This is a genomic window from Hydrogenovibrio halophilus DSM 15072, from assembly GCF_000384235.1.
Classification (GTDB): Bacteria; Pseudomonadota; Gammaproteobacteria; order Thiomicrospirales; family Thiomicrospiraceae; genus Hydrogenovibrio; species Hydrogenovibrio halophilus.
The window spans coordinates 1,853,014-1,873,687 of record NZ_KB913033.1; the positions used below are offsets into that span (position 1 = coordinate 1,853,014).

The following is a 20,674-nucleotide window of genomic DNA, read 5'->3' on the forward strand; positions in this document are numbered from 1 at the left end:
ATTTGCGCCATAACGCGCACTGTTTTGACGGGAGTCTGAACAGAACATGATTGACCAAAATCACCTTAACCAACTATAAAACCAGACAGACACTTTATGACTTCAACGGCGACGAGCGCACCGCATTCTGCATTCACCGATCCCAGCGACCCACGTTTGTGTGAGTTGGAGCAATGGTTGGCCCGTTCCGGGCGCATTCAAAACCCGGTGGGACTGGTGCCGGCCTCGGCCGATGCCAGCTTTCGGCGTTATTTCCGGGTCTTTGACGGCGAAAACGGTCCTTCCTATATTGTGATGGACGCGCCGCCACAAAAAGAAGACACCGGGCCGTTTGTGCAAATCAGCCAACAGCTTGATGCGATTGGGCTGAAGGTGCCCAGAGTGCTTGACGCTGACCGTGAACGCGGTTTTTTGCTGCTGAGCGATCTGGGCAATACCACGTTTTTGAGCGCCGTGACCCCGGATAATGCCGACACCCTCTATCGTTCGGCTTTGCAGACGCTGGTGCGTTTTCAGGCACAGGGCCAGGCCCTGTCGCAAACCCTGCCGCCTTATGATGACGCGTTGCTGGACCGGGAAATGGATCTGTTTTCCGATTGGTTGCTGGGCGAACATCTGCAGCGACCCCTTGATGGTCGTGATCACCAGGCCTGGCAAAAAGTGAAACAGACCCTGGCGATGTCGGCTCTGGCACAGCCGCAGGTGGCGGTTCACCGGGACTATCACAGTCGCAATCTGATGATCGGTGCGGCGTTGCCGGACGCACCGGGCGTACTGGATTTTCAGGACGCGGTGCGCGGCCCCTTGACCTACGATGCGGTCTCATTGCTGCGTGACTGTTATGTGCGCTGGCCGCTGGAGGCGGTGCACGATTGGCGTCGTTTTTATTTTCTGGCGCTGGTGGCGTCGGGCTTGCAACAGCGCACCGATTGGGACGGATTTGTTCGGGCGTTTGATCTGATGGGGATGCAGCGCCATCTGAAAGCGTCCGGCATTTTTGCGCGTCTGTGGCATCGCGACGGCAAAGACGGCTATTTGCCGGATGTGCCCAACACGCTTCAGTATCTGTATGAGGCGGCGGCGCTTTATCCCGATCTGCCGGGGATGCCCTGGCTGCTGGATTTGCTGGAAAACCGGGTGCTGCCCGATTGTGCGTCCTTGCAGGAGGTCGGGTGAGCGAAACCAACGCTTTGACCACGGCGATGATTCTGGCGGCCGGGCGCGGCGAGCGCCTGCGCCCGATCACCGACACCTGCCCCAAGCCTCTGGTCGAGGTCGGCGGTCAGCCGCTGATTGCATGGCATTTGCAGGCATTGGCCAAAGCCGGAATCCAACAGGTGGTGATCAACCATGCCTGGCTGGGCGAACAGATCGAGCAGACACTGGGCAATGGCGAGCGCTGGGGGCTGCGCATTCATTATTCGCCCGAACCGGAAGGGGGGTTGGAAACCGCGGGCGGGGTGATTCAGGCCCTGCCGACGATTGAATCGGTCAACCATTCTCCCCAGGCACCGTTTGTTCTGGTCAATGGCGATGTGTTTTGCGAATTCGACTTTGCCCATTGGCAGGCCCAATGCCCGTTGGACCAAGCTGATCTGGCGCATCTGGTCGTTGTGCCCAAGCCGCCGGAAAAGGCCCAGGGCGATTTCGGGCTGGCTGAGTCCGGTTCGCAGCGCCAACGCCTGACCCCTCAGGGGGCCTGGACCTTTTCGGGGCTGAGCGTGTTGCGTCCGGCCCTGTTTGCTGGGGTGCGCGAACAGAAGGCACGACGTGCACTGGCCCCGTTGCTGCGTGAACAGATGGCCCAAGGCCGGGTCAGCGGCGAAGTCTTTCGCGGTCGCTGGCTTGATGTGGGCACCCCGGAGCGTCTTGCGCACTTGCGTGCTTTGATCGCCAATAAAACCACAAAGGAGAACAATCGATGTTGATGCTGGTGTCCCCGGCCAAGAAGCTGGACGAATCCCCCGCCCCGAAGAAACTGACGGCCACGCAGCCACCGCTTCTGGATCAGGCCGAAACTTTGATGGAGACGCTCAAACCTCTGGGGCCGGTGGACATTGCCCAGTTAATGAAGCTGAGTGATGCCCTGGCGGAATTGAATTACGAACGTTTTCAGGCCTGGCACACGCCGTTTGATCCCAAGGTGGCCAAACAGGCGGCGCTGATGTTTCAGGGCGATGTGTATCAGGGCTTGGGTGCCGGAGATTTGTCCGAAACCGAACTGACGTATCTGCAGCGGCATTTGCGCATTCTGTCCGGGTTGTACGGGGTGCTGCGGCCATTGGACCAGATGCTGCCATACCGGCTGGAGATGGGCACCAAACTGGCCACGGAGCGCGGCAAGGACCTGTATCGGTTTTGGGGAGATCGCATCACCGATGTGATCAATGATGCCCTGTCCGATCTCGACAGTCGGGTGCTGGTCAATCTTGCCTCCAATGAGTATTTCAAAGCGGTGCAGAAAAAACGCTTGAATGCCAGTGTGATGACTCCGCAGTTCAAGGATTGGAAAAACGGCCAATACAAAATGATCAGTTTCTATGCCAAAAAAGCGCGGGGGCTGATGGCGCGCTATGCTGCCCAGAACCGGATCGAGCAGGTCGAAGACTTGAAGTATTTTGATCTGGACGGCTATGGGTTTGCGCCCGAGTTGTCGAATGACAACAACTGGGTCTTTACTCGTCGTCAGGACGGATGAGTCGACCCAGATGCGTGCGCTGTCGGCGGTTACAGGCGCAATGCCTGTGTGCGTCGTTGGTGACACTGAGTTCACGGGTTCGAGTGCTGTTTTTGCAACACCCGCTGGAGCGTGATCACCCCAAAAACACGGCGCAGTTGACTCAGGCCTGTTTGCCCAACAGTCGGCTGGAAGTAGGGGAGCGTTTTGACCCGGACCAATTGCAGGCCTGGTTAAAACCGCAACCGTCGGTGCAAAGCCTGTTGCTGTATCCGCCCAATGCGGCCGGAGGCGGTCAGGCCATTGCTGCCGAAACCTGCCGTCGTCAGGCCGAGCCGGAACACTGGCAACTGGTGGTCCTGGACGGCACCTGGAAGAAAACCGTGCGCATGCTTTACCGGAATCCGGCGCTGCAGGCTTTGCCGCGTCTGGCTCTGCCAGTAAGCTCTTCCGATTATTGGGTGCGCAAGGCCAGAGGGCCTCACCAGTTATCGACTCTGGAGGCAACCCAGTTGGCCCTGGGAGAACTGGAAGCGCGCCCGGATGATTATGCCGGTTTGACTCAGGTGCTGGCCGCGTTGCAGGCTCAGCTGCAAACCCGCTTGCCAACTGTTTTTTCTGATTAATGGCCTCTGACTGACTGGACGCGTGCCTGAAAAGCGTCAGGGGCTCAGGCGCTTTGTTGCGCCAGAGACAGCATTTCTTCGGCGTGTTTGCGGGTTTGTTCGGTCAGAGTCATGCCGCCGAGCATGCGGGCCAGTTCCTCAATGCGTTGCGGTTGGTCGAGAGGGCAGACCTGCGTCTGGGTCACGTTGTTTTTGACCGCTTTGTGGATGGACAGCTGGGTTTGAGCGCAGGCCGCTACCTGCGCCAGATGCGTGATCGCCAGCACCTGACGGTGACCACCCAGTTGCTGCATGGTGCGTCCCACCACTTCGGCGATGCCGCCGCCGATGCCCACATCCACTTCGTCGAAAATCATGGTCGGCAGGCTGGCGACTTCGGCGCTGGCCACCTGAATCGCCAGACTGATGCGCGACAGTTCACCGCCCGACGCGACTTTGCTCAAAGGTTGCGGCGGTTGCCCCGGGTTGGTGGTGACGTCAAAGGTCGCTTTGTCCTGGCCTTGGGGCGAAGGCGTTTGCGCCACTTCGAGCTGGATGCCGAACCGGCCTTTGGCCATGCCCAGCGATTGCATGCGCTCGGTGACCGATTTGGCCAGACGTGTGGCTGCTTTGCGCCGGGAGCTTGACAGGGTATCGGCGGCTTTCTGATAAGCCTGCCAGGCTTCGGCGACCTTGGCTTCCAGCGCTTCCAGTGACGCGCCATCCCCGGTCAGTTCGCTGAGTTCGTTTTCAATCTGCTGGTGTCGGGCTTCCAGCGATTCGGGATCAATCTGGTATTTTTTGGCCAGCGCAAACAGTTCGCCCAGCCGCGCGTCCACAAAGGCCAGCCGCTCCGGGTCCAGCGTGACCTGATGGTCCTGATGCTGCAGGTCGTTGGCCGCTTCACTGCAATCGATCTGCACCGAGCGCAACTGGGCCAGCAGTGGCTCAATCGGTGCATGCACACTCTGGATCGCTTCCAGGGCGCTCACGGCCGCACTGATCCGTTCCGATGCGCCGCCTTCGCCATCCAGTTGTTCGTAACCGCTGATCAGCGCCTGTTTGATGTCGTGCGCATGCGACAGGGTCTGTTGTTCGTCGGACAGCTGGGCATATTCTTCGGCCTGTGGGGCCACTTTTTCGAATTCGCTCAATTGAAACCGAAGCAGTTCAATCCGGCTTTGAAGGTCGGCCTGATTTTCCTGATGACGTTGCAGGGCCTGTTGCTGTTTTGACCAGGCCTGGTAGGTTTCGCGTGTGTCGGCCAGAAGCGGCGGGTGCTGGGCAAACGCATCGACCAGCGCGAGCTGTTCGCCGGCCTGGGTCAGGCTCTGGTGCTGGTGTTGACCGTGGATGTCGATCAACAGGGCGCTGAGTTCTTTCAGTTGTGCGACCGTGGCGGGCAGGCCATTGATGTAGGCTTTGGAACGGCCTTCCTTGCTGAGGGTGCGCCGGAGCAGGCAGTCGCCGTCGGCTTCAAGTTCCTGCTGATTTAACCAGGCCTGGGCAGCGGGCACGGCCGCAATGTCGAAGTCGGCGGTGACATCGGCTTTGTCGGTGCCGTGGCGCACCAGTGTGGCATCGGCCCGGTTGCCGAGGGTCAGCCCCAGTGCGTCGAGCAGAATCGATTTGCCTGCCCCGGTTTCGCCGGTCAGAGTGGTAAAGCCCCGATCAAATTCCAGATGCAACCGGCTGATCAGGGCCAGATTTTGAATGGTCAAGGCTTGCAACATTTAAAACTTCTGTCCCCAGTTGAGTTTGGCGCGCAGTAATTTGTAGTGATCGTGCTCTTTGGGATGCACCATCTTGATGAATTTGGGGTGCCGGGTGACGTGGGTTTCGGTGCCGGCACTGAACTGGTAGGTCACCTGACCGTCACAGATGATCGAGGCGGTGCCGCAGCAGTTTTCATGCGGGCGTATCAGTATCTGGCTGTCGCCCGAGGTGACAATCGGACGGTTGCTCATGGTGTGCGGGTTGATCGAGACCAGGGTGACCACATTCAGGTCCGGTTCGATGATGGGGCCGCCAGCGGACAACGCGTAGGCGGTGGAGCCGGTCGGTGTGGCAATGATCAATCCATCGGAGCGCTGGCTGTTGAGGAAACGCCCGTCGATGAAGGTTTCGAATTCGATCATGCGCGGTGAGTCGTTTTTGTGCAGCACCACGTCGTTGAAGGCCACGTCGCGATACAGGGCCTTGCCGTCTTTTTTGATCAGAACTTCCAGCAGGGTGCGTTCTTCGCATTTGTAGTTGTCGGCCAGCACTTCATCCAGCGTGATCATCATGCATTCCGGCGACACATCGGTCAGAAACCCCAAACGTCCGAGGTTGACGCCCAGTATCGGCACGTCGTAATCGATCAGGGCTCTGGCCACATCCAGAAAGGTGCCATCGCCGCCAACGACCACGGCAAAATCGATTTTTTCCAGCAATTCGGAGCGTGGGACTAACTGAATGTTGTAACGGTCCACCGGAAAGTCCTTGCAGGAAGAGGCGTCAAGCAGAACGTCTTTCTTTCGACTCTGTAAATACAATACCAGCTTGTCGATCAGTTCCCAGGATTGTATGCCGTTGTATTTGCCAAAAATGCCAATGGTCTGAAACATGTCGGTCCCGAAGTTGAAAAATGCCAAAACGCATCCATAATAACGCTTCAGCCTGGGTTTGCAATGATGTTTGCAATGACGGTCGTGTCGGTCACGATCGGATCATTTGGCCCAATAGTCAGGAAACCGATATGAAAGACCCTTTTAACGATCGCGCGCAACTGCTGTTCAAACATCTGATGGCATTATACCTGAATCAGGGCCGTCCGGTCGGTTCGACCGCGCTGGCAAAAATGCCGGATGTCGGTGTCAGCCCTGCCACAGTGCGCAATGTGATGGTGGATCTGGAAAAGCTGGGTCTGGTGCATGCGCCCCATACCTCGGCGGGGCGTGTGCCCACCGATCAGGGGTTTCGGGTGTTTGTCGATTCGATCCTGACTTTGCAGCCGCTGGACAGGCATTTGACCGAACGCATTGAGCAAGGGTTTGGTCAGGCGCAAACTCAGGACGAACTGCTGGGCTCGGCCTCCAGCATCCTTTCCGGTCTGACCGGCATGGCCAGCCTGGTGATGGTCCCCCGCAAAGAGCAGGAAGTGCTGCGTCACATCGATTTTGTGCGTTTGAGCGAAACCCGGGCGCTGGTGGTGCTGGTGCTCAATGATCAGGACATTCAAAACCGGATCATCGAGTTCGATTCGCCTGTGTCCGAAAGCCATCTGATTCGCACCGCCAATTACCTCAATCAGCATTTTCGGGGCCTGGCGCTGTCTGAAGTCAAGCATCACATGGTCGGACGCCTCGATACCCTGCGCCAGAACATGGATCAACTGATGCTGGCGATTGTCGAGGCCACCGATCAGGTGATCGAGCAGAAAATGCAGCAGGATCTGCCGTATTTTGTTTCCGGCCAATCCAATCTGCTCAATTACGAAGAACTGGCGCAATCGGACAAACTCAAAGCGCTGTTTTCATCGTTTGACGAACATTCCCACATGCTGCAATTGCTCAACAAAAGCATGCAGGCCAAAGGGGTGCAGGTGTTTATCGGCAAGGAGTGTGGTGCGGATTCGTATCAGGATTGCAGCGTGATCACCACACCCTACGAACGCGACGGACAGGTGCTGGGCGTGTTGGGTGTGATCGGCCCCAGTCGCATGCCGTATGACCGCATCGTGCCCCGCGTCGACATGACCGCAAAAATTCTCAGCTCACTGCTGCGTCAGGACACCTGACACGTTAAATCGGGCTGCCTTTTTGACCAGGCCTGGTCTGATTCTGTGTCACCTTCTCTTTCGAATCTCGAAGAAATAAATTTTTCTTATCGGGTTATTTTTCTATGTATTTGTGCTAGTATCATCTTCCTGTCACAAGCAGGCTTGGATCTCTGGTTTTATCTTTGAGGTCAGGACTGAAATTCAGAGTGTTTAACAAAACGGAGACTGTGTGAAATTCATTAACCAACCAAAAAATATCACAAAATTTGTGGTCACTATGGCATTGGCTGCGGCCATCCCGATGCAATCAAATGCAGCCGAACCCGGTTCACTGGATGGTGTTTATGCCGGTTTGACTTTGAATGGGTCGCAACTGGATGGCGACATTACCAGTAAAACCACGTCGAACAAAACCGATTTCGACAGCAATGGGCTGGAAGCTGGCATCGGCTTTGAAGCCGGTCTGGGCCGAAGCTTTCATGGTTTTTACATTGGTGCCAGTTATCAGTATCTGGACAATGGTCTGGGGGACGCCGATCTGGGCAGCTCTGGCAACTGGGCCGGGAAGGTCGAAGCGGATAAAATCTGGAACGCATCGGTGATTCCAGGTTATTACGTTACCCGAAATCTTTTGGCTTATGGCCGATTCGGCATCGGTCAGATTGAAGTTTCGACCAACCCCGGCAGTGGTTCTGAAGACATTGATACCGTGACTTACGGTCTGGGCATGAAGTATGCGATGACCGATATGCTGTCCGCTTCCCTTGAATACAAGCGCTCGACCGGTGATGAGGTGTTTGGATCAAATGAATGGGATGTCGACAGCCAGAGTGTTCTGTTCGGCATTCAATATCGTTACTGCATGATGAAGTAATCTCGGTCCATATCCGGTTATTTGGTCGAGCTTTGTATTTGGCTCGACCATCTTGATTGATTTTCTGCGTCACGTCCTTCTGATGACGTTTTTGTTTGCCTTCCCTTTTTTCCGACAGCGTTTTTTATTCCATTGTCACTCTGATTCGGTGTTTTTCACCAAGCCTGGTCATTGATTGCTCTGGTTGTTGGTCAACAGGTGGGTCAAGGCGGCTTCCGGGGTTGGCCAGTTGAAGACAAAGCCGGCTTCTTGCAGTCGGGTGGGAAGCACGGCGTGACTGAGCATCAGCACTTGGGCGCCGCGTCCGAACATCAGCTTGAGCTGCCAGGCCGGTAACGGCAGGCCAAACGGGCGTTTCAATGTTTTGGCCAGTGTTTGGCCGAATTCGCGCTGACGGACGGGCGTGGGCGCGGTCAGGTTGATGCAGCCGCTCAACTCTGGATGAGAGAGGGCAAAGTCAAAGCCACGCACCAGGTCATCCAAAGCGATCCAGCTGAAGCACTGGTTCCCTCCGGCAACCGGGCCGCCCAGGCCCAGCCTGAAGGCCGGCAGCATTTTGGCCAATGCGCCGCCTTTGGCGTCAAGCACCACACCAAAACGGAAGATGAGTACGTCGTCGCTGAGTTGCCGGGCCGCTTCTTCCCAGGCCTGGCTGAGTCTGGCCAGAAAATGGGTGCCGGGTTGGGTTTGTCGTTCGTCCTGCGGTTGGTCGCAGGTATTTTCGGGGTAAAACCCGATGGCCGAAGTGCTGATAATGCGTTGAGGCCGTTGTTCCGGGTCGAGCGTATTCAGTGCGCTTGTCAGGGCATGCGTGGTGTCAATGCGGCTGTGCCAGAGTTCGTCTTCATACCCTTTGTGCCAGCGTTTTCCGATATTGGCGCCGGACAAATGGATCAGCACATCGGCGCCGCTCAGGGCGTCTGCCAGATCAAACCCCACGTCAAAGGCGTCGCGTCCGTAAGCGGTGACTTGATGCTGACTGGAAAAATGACGGGCCAGTGCCTGACCCACCAGCCCGGTTCCGCCTGTGATCACCATTTTCATGAGCCGACCTCGTCCGCATCGGGCACAAATTTGAGAACATTGCCATTGATGCAGTAACGTTTGCCTGTTGGTGGCGGGCCGTCGTTGAAAACGTGGCCCAGATGAATCCCGGAGCTGGCACTGCGCACTTCAATGCGGGTCATGCCATGTGACACATCCTGGTGTTCGGTGATGGCACCGGGCACCGGGTTGAAAAAACTGGGCCAGCCGGAACCGCTGTCGAATTTGGTGTCGGTGCGAAACAGTGGCGCGCCGGTGATGGGGTCGACAAAGGTACCGGGACGTTTTTCGTCCAGATGCGAGCCGGTGAAAGCGCTCTCGGTGCCACTTTCAAAGGCAATGCGCTGTTGTTCCGGGGTGAGAATCTGAAAGCCCAGCCATTCCCAGAACCGTGTTTTTTCGCCTTTGTAGCCGGTAAATCGCGACACTTCACGTCCGTTCTTGAACAGCACCATGGTCGGTGTGGCAAACAGTGGTTTGGCCAGTTCCCAGCCGGTCGGCGCTTCGGGGGTGAGGGTGGTGGTGACCGCCACCTCGGACTGCCAGTCGCTCAGGATTTCCTGTTTGAATTGATCGCAGAAGGCACAATCCCTGGCTTCAAAGACCACCAGTTGCTGTTCAAAGTTCAGGGCCTCGCCATCCAGAGCCGGGGCCGCATCGTCCGCTTTTTCCTGGCTGGCCAATCCGGGGTAAGACACGCCTGTGCCGCCGAGGCCGCAATAGCCATCGGGGTTTTTGGCCAGATAGTTCTGATGATAATCTTCGGCGGTAATGTAATTTTTCAGTGGCGCAACTTCGGTTTGGATGTCGCCTTTTCCGGCGTCATTCAGCGCGGTCTGGTAACGTTGCAGAGACTGCCTGGCGATTTGGGCCTGAGCTTCGTTCTGGGTGTAAATCGCGCTGCGGTAATTGGTGCCGACATCATTGCCCTGGCGGTTTTTCTGGGTGGGGTCGTGGTTTTCCCAGAACCCGGCCAGCACGCGTTCCAGACTGACGGCTTCCGGGTCGAAAAACACCCGCACCACTTCGGCGTGGTTGCGTTGGTCGCTCACCCCCATGCGGATTTGTTTTTCCAGTCCCAGCACATCGTAGTAGCCAGCCTCCGGGTCGTCGCCTCCGGCATAGCCGCTTTCGACGCGCAACACCCCGGGGATGTCCCCCATGCGTTTTTCCGCGCCCCAGAAACAGCCCATGCCCAGGACAATGGATTCGGTGTTTTCAGGCAGTTGATTGGAGGTGGGTTCGGTCATGTTGGTCTCCTTGGCGCAGGCCGAAATGGTCAGGCTCAGCGTAAACACCGCGGCGAGGGTTTTCAATAGCGTTTGCATGTCAGGCCTCTTTCCCGTTCCGGGTTTGCGCTTGCAGCCGTTTCAGGTCGGACAGCACTTGTTGTACGTGGGTGGCCGGGTTCACTTTCCGGTAAATTTTAACCAGCTTACCATCTGGGTGGATGATAAACGTCATCCGTTTGGCAAATTGCATCACAATCAGGTCCCGCAGGGCGCCATAACGTTTTGTGACCTGGCCCTTTTCATCGGCCAGCAGGGAAAAGGGCAGGCGGTGTTTTTTGGCAAAGGCGGCGTGACTGGCTTGGGAGTCAAGGCTGATGCCCAGTACGGCGGCGTTTTGCTGAATCAGGCGATTCATGTTGTCACGAAAGCTGCAGGCTTCGGTGGTGCATCCGGGGGTGTCGTTTTTGGGGTAAAAGTACAGCACCAGCCACTGTCCACGGTAATCGGCCAGCTGGTGCATCCGGTTATGCTGGTCGGGCAGACGGAAGTCCGGCGCTGGCTGGTTGATGGCCAGTTCCGTGTCGGCCGAGACGGGCAGCCATAAAAGGAGGCCTGTCAGGGCAATGAGCCAAGTCCGGGGCTGGAGCCCGTTTGATCGTAAGCGACTGAGCATGGCAACCCCCTGGGTTTGTTTTGCGCAGGTAAAAAAGCGTGAAAAGCTGTGTCTCATAACACCCCCTTTTCTTCATTATTCATTTTCGCACCGGGGCTGTCCATGCTTATTTATCGTGATGGCCGGTCTGAGTGTAGTGGGGACAAGGGGTCGAGTACGGTCAGCTTTCTTTGGAGGTCTCGATCTGAACGTTGTGGTGAAGCTGGCTGTCCTGGGATTTTTTCTTGAGCCAGGTGGACGCGGCATGCTGGGCAGAGCGCTCGATCCGGGCACGTTTGCCGTCCTGCGGCTGTTTTTGCGAAGGTTGGCGTTCCAGGGTGTTGCTGACCCAGAAGCGCCAATAGGCCACAAGGTCGGCGTTCCAGAAGCGATCCGGATCGGCGCTGACATAATGCAAAAACTTGTCGAGGGTGGTTTTGGCGGTGGCTTCGGTCAGGCCTTCTTCCAGTGCATAGTCAATCAATTGCTGGCTGTGCTGGTGAATCAGTTCCGACAGCTTCTGGTGCAGCAGGTTATCGGTCGCCTGAAAACGTTTGAGATGGCGTTTGAGGTTGTCATCCATCAGGGGTTGGTCTGAGCGAACCGGGCAGGGGCAGCCGGTCTGAGCCTGATAGGCGTTGGCGTTTAGGGTAAGACGGCAAAAACCATTGGCATCACGCTGAACACGCAGAATGTCCCGTTCTTCCAGACGCAATAATACCTTGTAGACCAGCTCGGCTTTCCAGAAATGAAAGATTTCGACCAGTTCCGGGGTTTTCAGGGGGCGTTGGTCATAATGTTCGCTTAGCCAGCCCAGAAAAACCGCTTCGTGCATCGACAGCGATTGCGCAACCTGGGTGTCAAAGGTGATTTGCATAATAAAACGGGTTCTCCTGAAAAAGTGTTGGCGAGCTGGGCAAAGGGCACGGGCCCTTACGATTGTTTTTCCGTTGGTGGCGTTTGTTTGGCCAGCCAGTTCTGACCGGCCTTGGCCACCTCAATCGGTGCCTGAGGTGTTTGCAATTGTGCGGCCACCTGACGTGCCTGATCCGGGTCGCCGATGTAGACGGGCGGTTGCAGGCGCGCGCCTTTGATTTTGGCGTTTTGCTGGTTGACGATGCCGGTCAATGCTTCGGGCGGATGCTGCGCGGCAGGGGAACCATACAGGCCCCGATAGGTGTTTTTGAATTCATTGGCTTTGAATGTCAGAGAGCGTTCATCCGGCAGGTCGCACAAGGCAATCCAGCCGCCCATGCGATGGATGATGTGGTGAATCAGCGGATCGGAAAACACCACATCCTGATACGCACCGACTCGGCGAATCGCGTTTTCAACCAGATTCCAGGCCACCAGGGCCCGATCCTGGCTGCCGCCTTTGCAGTGTTTGATGATGTCGGAAATTTTGGGCCACCAGCGGCCTTCTTCCGGGTGCTGCATGTGGGCATTGAACGCCTGTTGAACCTGTTCGATCGAGTAGTGTTTCAACCCGTTCCAATAGAGTTCAAAGGTCATTTCCGTCAGGTCTTTTTCATAATAGGCAAAGACGGTGGTCAGTATCTGCGAAAATTTTTCCAAATCTTGCTGTTGCATGGCATCCTTGATCGGGCGATAACATGTTTGGCGCACTCAGGAGCAAAGTCATTGCATTATGGTGCCAAAGCAGTATTTAATAATGAGAGTCCTTTGTGCAAAACGCAAAATTGTTGGGCGCAGGACGGATGGAAGGCGTCACTTTTTCCATCCCTGTTCCGTCCTTTTGGTTCACGTCCTCCCGGTTCTGGAAAGTTGGCCGGATTCGGGTTTTGGGCATAAGACTCTGTTTGAGGAAAGTATAGCATTTTGATGTGTCAAATTTGGTGGTTCATTCACGCAGGTGTTCAGGGTTGGATTCGGACCGGGCAGGTCGGGTTGGCAGGCCTGATGCTGTGTTTGCTCAGCCCGGTGCAGGCCGATCCGCAGTCTGTGAGTTGGACGAATCCGACACACTTGTCCGAGCTGTCGGTTTGGGCCGGATCGACCCCTGAGAGCCAGATGACGCTGACGGTGCAGGACAATGTGCCCCGGATTCCCGCCTCCACGGTAAAGCTGGTCACCGCGTTGCTGGCGCTCGAAACCTGGTCACCGCAAACGCGGTTTCATACCGATGTGTTTGCGCGGCAGACGGCCTCTGGCTGGTCGCTGAAAGTCAAAGGGTATGGCGATCCGTTTCTGGTTTCGGAAACCCTTCAGCAGTTGGCCGAGTCACTGGCGGACCAGTTAACAGGGCGTGGCATCGGCCGGATTGAACGGCTGGTAATGGACGATCACTACTTTGCGGTGGCGTCTGAGACGGTGCGTGGCCTGTCGACCACGGACAATCCTTACGATGCCCTGCCCACCGCACTGATGGCCAACTTCAATACCCTGAATCTGAAGCGCGTCAACGGTCGGATCGAAAGCGCGGAAGCGCAAACGCCTTTGACACCATTGGCCCGAAAAGTGGGCGCAGAACGATTGCCGAGAGGACCGAAATCCGCTCGGATCAATCTGGGGCAGAGGCCGGAGCGGGCGGCACGGTATGTTGGTGAGTTGCTGCAGGCTTTTCTGGCAGAAGCCGGGATCAGCGTGGACCAGGTGGTCAGGGCAGGCAGAGAACCGGAGCAGGGCGAAAATCACCAGGCCTGGTCAAAAACCCCTTTTCTGCGTTTTGAAAACCCCAAGCCTGTGGCGGAACAGGTTCGGGCGATGCTGAAATATTCCACCAACCTGATTGCGCACCATCTGGTGTTGAAATTGAGCGCCGAGCGTTATGGTGCTCCGGCGACCATGGACAAGGTGGCGCGTTATCTGTCTGAAACCCTGTCAACACGGTTTGGCTGGTCGCAAGAGACCTTGGTGGAGGGGTCAGGGCTGGCCAGAGAAAACCGTTTGACCGCCCGTCAGTTGGGGCAGGTGTTGGCGGCGTTTGCGCCCTGGCGTTCGCTGTTGCCCGAAGAAAGAGAAGGGGTCTGGGCCAAAACCGGCACCTTGCACAACGTCAGCACACTGGCCGGATATGTCTGCCCTGAGCGTTGCGAGGCCGGTGCGGTGCCGTTTGTGTGGATGGCCAATGAGACGGTGCCCTGGGATTTGCGCTGGCGTTTTGCCCAGAGCCTGCGCCAACGTTTGCAGGCTTCGCAAGCACCTTAAAACCCAGTCTTCGCTCTTGTGGCGTTTGCCCTTTTGCGTTGTCGTATCGCAGCCGCGTCAGTCAATGCCCAGCAGTTTGTGCGTTTGCAGGCTCAGTCGCCATTGCGGGTGATTTAGGCAGTAGTCAAGTGTTTGTTTGAGAAGGGTTTTTCCGGCCGGTCCCGGGTCTTCCGGATCGGCCATGGGCTGCAGGTAGAAAAAATCAAACTGGAGTCCGGCCAGGGTTTCGGGCAGCAGTTCGGTTTGCGGGTAAACCAGCTTGAGTTCATGGCCGTGATCTTGAATGAGCGGGGCACCGGCTTTGGGGCTGACGCAGAGCCAGTCAATGCCCGGCGGCGCTTTCTGGGTGCCGTTGGTTTCCACTGCGGTTTCAAAGCCTTGCTGGTGAAACGCGTCGATCAGGGTCGCATCGACCTGAAGCAGCGGTTCGCCCCCGGTCAACACCACAAACGGTGCGATTGCGCCGGGTTCTGCCGGCCAAAGCCGTTGCAGGTGGGTGACCAGTGCCTGTGCCGAAGCAAAGCGTCCGCCATTCTGGCCGTCAGTGCCCACAAAGTCGGTGTCGCAGAACTGGCACACGGCGTTGGCGCGATCGGCTTCGATGCCGGTCCAGAGGTTGCAGTGGGCGAAACGGCAGAAGATCGCCGGCCGACCGGAATGAAATCCTTCGCCCTGCAGAGAGTAAAACGCTTCTTTGATGCGATAAGCCATGTTTGAAAGGTTCCTGTGAACCGGTCGCGTGGCAGGCGAAATTTTGCCCTGATCAACCGGTGAAAATGCTACAATATCGGACCATTTTAACAGGCTCGAGCTTAAAAATCGCTCGCCTGATTCAAGGATCGATCAGTTCAAATCATGGCCGGAGAAAACAGCGCATGACAGAAACGACCACGCCACAAACCCTTTATGACAAATTGTGGCAATCACACCGGATTCGAGAGGACGCAGATGGCACGGCGTTGATTTACATTGACCGTCAGCTTCTGCATGAAGTGACCTCGCCCCAGGCGTTTGAAGGCCTGCGGCTGGCCGGGCGCAAGCCCTGGCGGGTGGACGCCAATGTGGCGACATGTGATCACAATGTGCCGACCACCTCACTGGAAGGCGGCGTGTCTTCGATTGTGGACCCGGTTTCACGGATTCAGGTGCAAACGCTGGACAGGAATGCCGCGGAGTTCGGCATTCTCGAATTCCCAATGGGCGATCCGCGTCAGGGCATTGTGCATGTGGTCGGTCCGGAAGAGGGGATTACCTTGCCTGGCATGACGCTGGTCTGCGGCGACTCGCATACGGCGACACATGGCGCACTGGGCGCGCTGGCGCATGGTGTGGGCACCTCGGAAGTGGAGCATGTGCTGGCCACGCAATGCCTGATTCAGAAAAAAATGAAAAACATGCTGGTCAAGGTTGACGGGCAGTTGGCGCCGGGCGTGACCCCCAAGGATGTGATTCTGGCCGTCATCGGTCAGATCGGCACCGCCGGCGGAAACGGCTATGCGATCGAGTTTGGCGGTCAGGTGTTTCGCGACATGACGGTAGAGGGTCGCATGACCGTCTGCAATATGGCCATTGAAGCTGGTGCCCGCGTTGGGCTGGTGGCCGTGGATGACAAAACCATCGAGTATGTCAAAGGTCGGCCTTATGCGCCCAAAGGCGAGCTCTGGGAGCAGGCGGTCGAATCCTGGCAGTCGCTGGTGTCGGACGAAGGCGCGGTGTTTGACAAGGTGGTGGAGATCGATGGCAGCGCCATCGAACCACAGGTCTCTTGGGGCACGTCGCCGGAAATGGTCGGACCGATTAACGGTTGTGTGCCCGATCCGGACAAGCAGGCCGATTCGGTCAAGGCCGAAAGCATTCGCCATGCATTGCAGTACATGGGGTTGACGCCGGGCACGCCGTTTGTGGATATCGGCGTGGATTACATTTTCATCGGTTCCTGTACCAATTCCCGAATCGAAGATTTGCGCGCGGCGGCAGAAGTGGTCAAGGGGCGGAAAGTGGCCGACTCGGTAGAGTTGGCCATGGTGGTGCCCGGATCAGGCCTGGTCAAACAACAGGCCGAAGCCGAGGGGCTGGACCGGATTTTTCTGGATGCCGGTTTTGAATGGCGCAACCCGGGTTGCTCCATGTGTCTGGCCATGAACGCCGACAAGCTTCCCGCCGGCAAGCATTGCGCTTCCACCTCCAACCGGAATTTTGAAGGCCGTCAGGGCGCAGGCGGACGCACCCACCTGGTCAGCCCGGAAATGGCGGCCGCGGCCGCGGTGGCAGGGCGCTTTGTGGATGTGCGCACAATGATGCAGGAGGCAAGTGCATGAGTTTGCAGAAGTTTACGAAATTTGATGCGCTGGTCGCGCCCATGGACCGGGCCAATGTCGATACGGATGCGATCATCCCCAAGCAGTTTCTGAAGTCGATCAAGCGCACCGGGTTCGGTCCCAATCTGTTTGACGAATGGCGCTACGAAGACGTGGGGCAGCCGGGCGTGGACAATAGCCAGCGTCCGCTGAAAAAGGATTTTGTGCTCAATCAGCCGCGTTATCAGGGTGCCAGATTGCTGCTGGCCCGGGAAAACTTCGGCTGTGGCTCCAGTCGCGAGCATGCGCCCTGGGCTTTGAAGGATTATGGCTTTGACGTCATTGTCGCCCCGAGCTTTGCCGACATCTTTTTCAACAACAGTTTTAAAAACGGCATTCTGCCGATTGTCTTGCCGGCGGAAACGGTCGAACAGCTGTTTCAGGCGGTGTATGCCCAGGAAGGCTATTCGCTGACCGTGGATCTGGAAAACCAGCAACTGGTCCAGCCGGATGGCACAACGATCGCGTTTGATGTGGACAGCTTTCGCAAGCATTGCCTGCTGAACGGATTGGACGACATTGCGCTGACGTTGCAGCAAAGTGATGAGATCAAGGCGTTTGAAGCGGATTACCGCCAGCGTGCGCCCTGGCTGTTTGCAGACAACGCGTCGGTTTGATTGAACGTGATTGGATGGCATCGACCGGTCGCCGGTCGGTGATGAAACAATAAAAAAACAGGATGTTCCATGACACAACAGGTTTTGGTGTTGCCCGGCGATGGTATCGGGCCTGAAATTACCGCTGAGGCGGTCAAGGTATTGGAAGCGCTCAAACAGTCGGATGCGCTGGAAATTGAGTTGATCGAGGACCTGGTTGGCGGTGCGGCCTATGAGGCGCACGGCAAACCATTGGCCGACGCGACTCTGGACAAAGCCAGACAGTCCGACGCGATTCTGCTTGGCGCGGTGGGCGGTTATCAGTGGGAGTCGCTGGACATTTCTGTGCGCCCGGAAAAAGGCCTGCTGACATTGCGTTCCGAGTTGGGACTGTTTGCCAATCTGCGTCCGGCCTATCTGTATCCCCAGTTGGCTTCGGCCTCCACCTTGAAACCCGAAGTGGTGGCCGGGCTGGACATTCTGATTGTGCGCGAACTGACCGGCGGCATTTATTTTGGCCAGCCACGAGGGGTACGGACACTCGACAACGGTGAGCGTCAGGGCTATAACACCTATGTGTATTCGGAATCGGAAATTCGCCGGATTGCCAAGGTGGCTTTCGAAGCCGCGCAGAAACGCAACAAAAAACTCTGTTCGGTGGACAAAGCCAATGTGTTGGAAGTGACCGAGTTGTGGCGAGAAATTGTCGACGACATGGCGGGCGATTACCCCGATGTGGAAGTCTCGCACATGTACGTGGACAACGCGGCGATGCAGTTGGTGCTCAATCCGAAACAGTTTGATGTGATGGTCACGGGCAACATGTTCGGGGACATTCTGTCGGACGAGGCTTCGATGCTGACCGGTTCTATCGGCATGCTGGCGTCGGCTTCGCTGGATGTGAACAACAAAGGCATGTACGAACCCAGTCACGGTTCTGCGCCGGACATTGCCGGACAGAACAAAGCCAATCCGCTGGCGACCATTCTTTCCGCTGCGATGATGCTGCGTTTCAGTCTGGGGCGGCCGGAATTGGCGGACAAGATTGAGCAAGCCGTCAGTCAGGTTCTGGATCAGGGGCTGCGCACGGGCGACATTGCCGGAGAAGGCGACCAGGTTGTCGGAACCCGGGAAATGGGCGATGCCGTGGTCGAGGCGCTGAGGGCCTGATCCCTTTTTAACCAGGCCTGGTTGTTTTTTAGGCCGGGACAGACAGAGCGATTATGAAAAACCACTTTACCATTACGATCAGTGACGTTCACGGATCACGGCATTTTTCGTTCAAACAGTTTGTGCGAAAGTTTGCGATTCTGGTGGTGTTTTTCATTGTGTTGATGTTTGCCGCGGCCGCTTTGACCATCTGGTGGTTGAATCAGGAAATTCGGGTAATTGAAGACAAACGCCAGCAGGCGCAGACCGAATACCAGACGGTTTTGGAAAAAAGCCGCAGTGCTTACCAGAATTTGCAGAAAGAGAAACGGGCGATTCAATCCCAGCTGGACAACAAGAGCAAACAGGTTCAGTTTCTGGATCAGACCCTGCAGGGTCTGGAAGACCTGATCGGTGTGCAGCCGGAAGAAGACGCGCTGGTGACCGATCGGGTGAAACTGGCGCAATTGACCACGCTGGAAAAGCAGTTGTTGCTCGAAGACCTGCCCAGTGGCCGCCCGGTTAAAAATTTCAAGGGCGTCAGCAGCAGTTTTGGCTGGCGACGTCATCCGGTCAAGGGCACGCGAGAGTATCATAGTGGTATCGATTACCGGGGAGATGAAAAGGACCCGGTCATTGCCACCGCCAGTGGGGTGGTCGAATACGCTGGCTACCATAAAAAGAGCGGCTATGGTAACTTGGTGATTCTGTCGCACGACCACGGCTTCAAGACCTTGTACGGTCACATGAGTCGGCTGAAGGTGAAAACCGGGCAGGTAATCCGCCAGGGTCAGGAAATCGGTTTTATCGGTTCCACCGGACTGTCGTCCGGGCCACATCTGCACTACGAGGTGTCGTTTGTGCAACGCAAGCTGAATCCGACCGCGTTTGTTCAGTGGGATTTGAAAAATTACAATGAAATTTTTAATGAAGTGGAAGGTGTTCCATGGGGATCTTTAAGTCAAATCATTCAGGGTCGCGTCCAGCGGGTGGAAAAACAATTATCGCTGCGGGATGTAAACTGAAGGGCGAAGTGCGTGACCTGGAAGGGGCGCTGCACATTGATGGCGAAATCGACGGCATTGTCGAGACAGAGCACGAAATCTCAATCGGTGATCAGGGCACGGTCAGCGGACTGGTCCGGGCCAGAAACATTGTGGTCAGTGGCGTGCTGGAAGGCAAGGTGGTCTGCGAAACTGTGGACATTCTGTCTTCCGGCAAGCTGATGGGCGAAGTGGTCTGTGGTGAAATGATGATCGAATCCGGCGGTAAGTTCATTGGCGAGAGCCGTGAATTGACCGAAGGCGGTTTGATTGTGAGCTTCCCAGAGGCGGAAGAAAAAACCTTCTATGAGCCCACAGACGAAGTGCTGGAAGCCAAGAAAGTGGTTGAGCACAAAAAACAGCAGAGCCAGACGGCTTCGGAAGAAGTTTTGCAGGAAGCTTCCAATTAAGCCCTGGTCATTGTATTGACAAATATCGCATGACACACAAATTTATCCAAAGAAAAGGTTTGAATGATGACAAAACAGTATGACATTGCCGTGGTCGGCGCGACCGGTGCCGTAGGCGAAACCATCCTGAAAGTTCTCGAAGAGCGTGACTTCCCGGTTCGCAACCTTTATCCGCTGGCCAGCAGCCGCTCAGCCGGAAAAAAAATCGAATTCAATGGCAGCTGGGTCGAAATTCAGGATCTGGCAACGTTTGACTTTTCCAAGGTGCAGATCGGTCTGTTTTCCCCCGGTGGCAGTGTGTCCCGTGAATACGCGCCCAAAGCGGCGGCGGCCGGATGCGTTGTGGTGGACAATACTTCCGAGTTTCGTTATGACAAGGACGTGCCGCTGATTGTGCCCGAAGTGAACCCGGATGCGGTCGCCGGCTACACGCAGCGCAACATCATTGCCAACCCCAACTGTTCCACCATTCAGATGATGGTGGCGATCAAGCCGATCTACGAAGCAGTGGGGATCAAACGCATCAACGTGGCAACCTACCAGGCCGTTTCCGGTTCCGGCAAGGAAGCGATCGAAGAGTTGGCCGGGCAGACACGAGACATTCTAAATCTGCAGCCGGTGAAGACGGAAGTCTACCCCAAACAGATTGCCTTTAACTGCATTCCTCAAATCGATGTGTTTCAGGACAATGGCTACACCAAAGAAGAAATGAAAATGGTGTGGGAAACCAAGAAAATTCTGGAAGACGAAACCGTGCTGGTCAATCCCACGGCGGTACGGGTGCCGGTCTTTTTCGGCCACAGCGAAGCGATTCACATTGAAACCAAGAAAAAAATCACCGCCCAGGAAGCCAAAGACCTGTTTGAAAAAACCGAGGGCATTGTGCTGATGGACACCCACGTGGACGGTGGTTATCCGACGGCTGTGACCGATGCGGCCGACACCGATCCGGTGTATGTGGGGCGTGTGCGTGAAGACATTACCTGCGACAACGGCCTGAACCTCTGGGTGGTGGCGGACAATGTCCGCAAAGGCGCGGCCACCAACACGGTGCAGATTGCCGAGCTTCTGATTCAAAAGCATTTGTAATCGGAGAAAATCGCC

Annotated in this window: 21 protein-coding genes; 13 read left to right on the forward strand and 8 right to left on the reverse strand. The window is 56.4% G+C overall.

Going from position 1 to position 20,674, the window contains the following annotated elements:
* Positions 1–96: 96 nt before the first annotated feature.
* From A377_RS0108910 to A377_RS12325, 4 genes are read left to right on the forward strand one after another with little or no spacing between them, the layout of a single operon-like run.
* Positions 97–1,176, forward strand: coding sequence for an aminoglycoside phosphotransferase family protein (locus tag A377_RS0108910; RefSeq protein WP_019895977.1), 1,080 nt, complete (start codon positions 97–99; stop codon positions 1,174–1,176).
* Positions 1,173–1,928 carry an N-acetylmuramate alpha-1-phosphate uridylyltransferase MurU gene (gene murU, locus A377_RS0108915; protein ID WP_019895978.1) on the forward strand — a complete coding sequence of 252 codons (756 nt, stop codon included), beginning with the start codon at positions 1,173–1,175 and terminating at the stop codon, positions 1,926–1,928. Before A377_RS0108910 ends, murU begins: the two co-directional genes overlap by 4 nt.
* Positions 1,922–2,698, forward strand: coding sequence for a peroxide stress protein YaaA (gene yaaA, locus A377_RS0108920; protein WP_019895979.1), 777 nt, complete (start codon positions 1,922–1,924; stop codon positions 2,696–2,698). The genes murU and yaaA overlap by 7 nt, the downstream gene beginning before the upstream one ends.
* The gene (locus A377_RS12325; protein ID WP_033422859.1) at positions 2,695–3,303 is read left to right on the forward strand and encodes a tRNA-uridine aminocarboxypropyltransferase; all 609 of its coding nucleotides are present in this window, start codon (positions 2,695–2,697) and stop codon (positions 3,301–3,303) included. The genes yaaA and A377_RS12325 overlap by 4 nt, the downstream gene beginning before the upstream one ends.
* A 44-nt stretch (positions 3,304–3,347) precedes the next feature.
* Here A377_RS12325 and recN read toward each other — a convergent pair whose 3' ends face one another.
* Both recN and A377_RS0108935 read right to left on the reverse strand, forming a co-directional pair.
* Entirely contained in the window at positions 3,348–5,015 is a 1,668-nt protein-coding gene (gene recN, locus A377_RS0108930; RefSeq protein ID WP_019895982.1) for a DNA repair protein RecN, read from the reverse strand.
* The gene (locus tag A377_RS0108935) at positions 5,016–5,891 is read right to left on the reverse strand and encodes an NAD(+) kinase (RefSeq protein WP_028485418.1); all 876 of its coding nucleotides are present in this window, start codon (positions 5,889–5,891) and stop codon (positions 5,016–5,018) included. It lies immediately after the preceding gene.
* Between the two features lie 131 nt (positions 5,892–6,022).
* Between A377_RS0108935 and hrcA the strand changes: the two genes are divergently transcribed.
* Positions 6,023–7,063: a heat-inducible transcriptional repressor HrcA gene (gene hrcA / locus A377_RS0108940; protein ID WP_019895984.1), complete on the forward strand. Its 1,041-nt coding sequence runs from the start codon at positions 6,023–6,025 to the stop codon at positions 7,061–7,063.
* Between the two features lie 259 nt (positions 7,064–7,322).
* Positions 7,323–7,919 (forward strand): outer membrane protein, encoded by a 597-nt coding sequence (locus tag A377_RS0108945; protein WP_019895985.1) that lies wholly within the window; start codon positions 7,323–7,325, stop codon positions 7,917–7,919.
* 168 nt (positions 7,920–8,087) lie between these two features.
* Here A377_RS0108945 and A377_RS0108950 read toward each other — a convergent pair whose 3' ends face one another.
* The 5 genes from A377_RS0108950 to A377_RS0108970 all read right to left on the reverse strand — a co-directional run bounded on the left by A377_RS0108950 (position 8,088) and on the right by A377_RS0108970 (position 12,437).
* Positions 8,088–8,963, reverse strand: coding sequence for a TIGR01777 family oxidoreductase (locus A377_RS0108950; RefSeq protein ID WP_019895986.1), 876 nt, complete (start codon positions 8,961–8,963; stop codon positions 8,088–8,090).
* Positions 8,960–10,291, reverse strand: coding sequence for a peptide-methionine (S)-S-oxide reductase MsrA (gene msrA, locus A377_RS0108955; protein WP_019895987.1), 1,332 nt, complete (start codon positions 10,289–10,291; stop codon positions 8,960–8,962). The genes A377_RS0108950 and msrA overlap by 4 nt, the downstream gene beginning before the upstream one ends.
* 1 nt (position 10,292) lies before the next feature.
* Positions 10,293–10,868, reverse strand: coding sequence for a peroxiredoxin (locus A377_RS0108960; RefSeq protein ID WP_157760814.1), 576 nt, complete (start codon positions 10,866–10,868; stop codon positions 10,293–10,295).
* A gap of 160 nt (positions 10,869–11,028) precedes the next feature.
* Positions 11,029–11,724, reverse strand: coding sequence for a hypothetical protein (locus A377_RS0108965; protein WP_019895989.1), 696 nt, complete (start codon positions 11,722–11,724; stop codon positions 11,029–11,031).
* Between the two features lie 56 nt (positions 11,725–11,780).
* Positions 11,781–12,437 (reverse strand): DUF6475 domain-containing protein, encoded by a 657-nt coding sequence (locus tag A377_RS0108970; RefSeq protein WP_019895990.1) that lies wholly within the window; start codon positions 12,435–12,437, stop codon positions 11,781–11,783.
* 252 nt (positions 12,438–12,689) lie between these two features.
* Here A377_RS0108970 and A377_RS0108975 point away from each other — a divergent pair, with 252 nt between their 5' ends.
* A complete protein-coding gene (locus A377_RS0108975) occupies positions 12,690–14,015 on the forward strand; it encodes a D-alanyl-D-alanine carboxypeptidase/D-alanyl-D-alanine-endopeptidase (RefSeq protein WP_019895991.1) in 1,326 nt (441 codons plus the stop codon).
* Positions 14,016–14,072: 57 nt separating this feature from the next.
* On the opposite strand, the gene queE is transcribed toward A377_RS0108975, so the two are convergent.
* Positions 14,073–14,726, reverse strand: a complete 654-nt coding sequence (gene queE / locus A377_RS0108980; protein ID WP_019895992.1) for a 7-carboxy-7-deazaguanine synthase — start codon at positions 14,724–14,726, stop codon at positions 14,073–14,075.
* A gap of 164 nt (positions 14,727–14,890) precedes the next feature.
* Between queE and leuC the strand changes: the two genes are divergently transcribed.
* From leuC to A377_RS0109010, 6 genes are all read left to right on the forward strand, one after another.
* Entirely contained in the window at positions 14,891–16,333 is a 1,443-nt protein-coding gene (gene leuC, locus A377_RS0108985; RefSeq protein ID WP_019895993.1) for a 3-isopropylmalate dehydratase large subunit, read from the forward strand.
* The gene (leuD, locus tag A377_RS0108990) at positions 16,330–16,989 is read left to right on the forward strand and encodes a 3-isopropylmalate dehydratase small subunit (RefSeq protein ID WP_019895996.1); all 660 of its coding nucleotides are present in this window, start codon (positions 16,330–16,332) and stop codon (positions 16,987–16,989) included. The genes leuC and leuD overlap by 4 nt, the downstream gene beginning before the upstream one ends.
* Before the next feature lie 69 nt (positions 16,990–17,058).
* Positions 17,059–18,138, forward strand: a complete 1,080-nt coding sequence (gene leuB / locus A377_RS0108995; RefSeq protein WP_019895997.1) for a 3-isopropylmalate dehydrogenase — start codon at positions 17,059–17,061, stop codon at positions 18,136–18,138.
* 53 nt (positions 18,139–18,191) lie between these two features.
* Entirely contained in the window at positions 18,192–19,142 is a 951-nt protein-coding gene (locus A377_RS0109000) for a M23 family metallopeptidase (RefSeq protein ID WP_019895998.1), read from the forward strand.
* Between the two features lie 8 nt (positions 19,143–19,150).
* The gene (locus A377_RS0109005) at positions 19,151–19,570 is read left to right on the forward strand and encodes a bactofilin family protein (protein ID WP_019895999.1); all 420 of its coding nucleotides are present in this window, start codon (positions 19,151–19,153) and stop codon (positions 19,568–19,570) included.
* A gap of 66 nt (positions 19,571–19,636) precedes the next feature.
* The gene (locus A377_RS0109010; protein ID WP_028485423.1) at positions 19,637–20,659 is read left to right on the forward strand and encodes an aspartate-semialdehyde dehydrogenase; all 1,023 of its coding nucleotides are present in this window, start codon (positions 19,637–19,639) and stop codon (positions 20,657–20,659) included.
* The last annotated feature ends 15 nt before the right edge of the window (positions 20,660–20,674 follow it).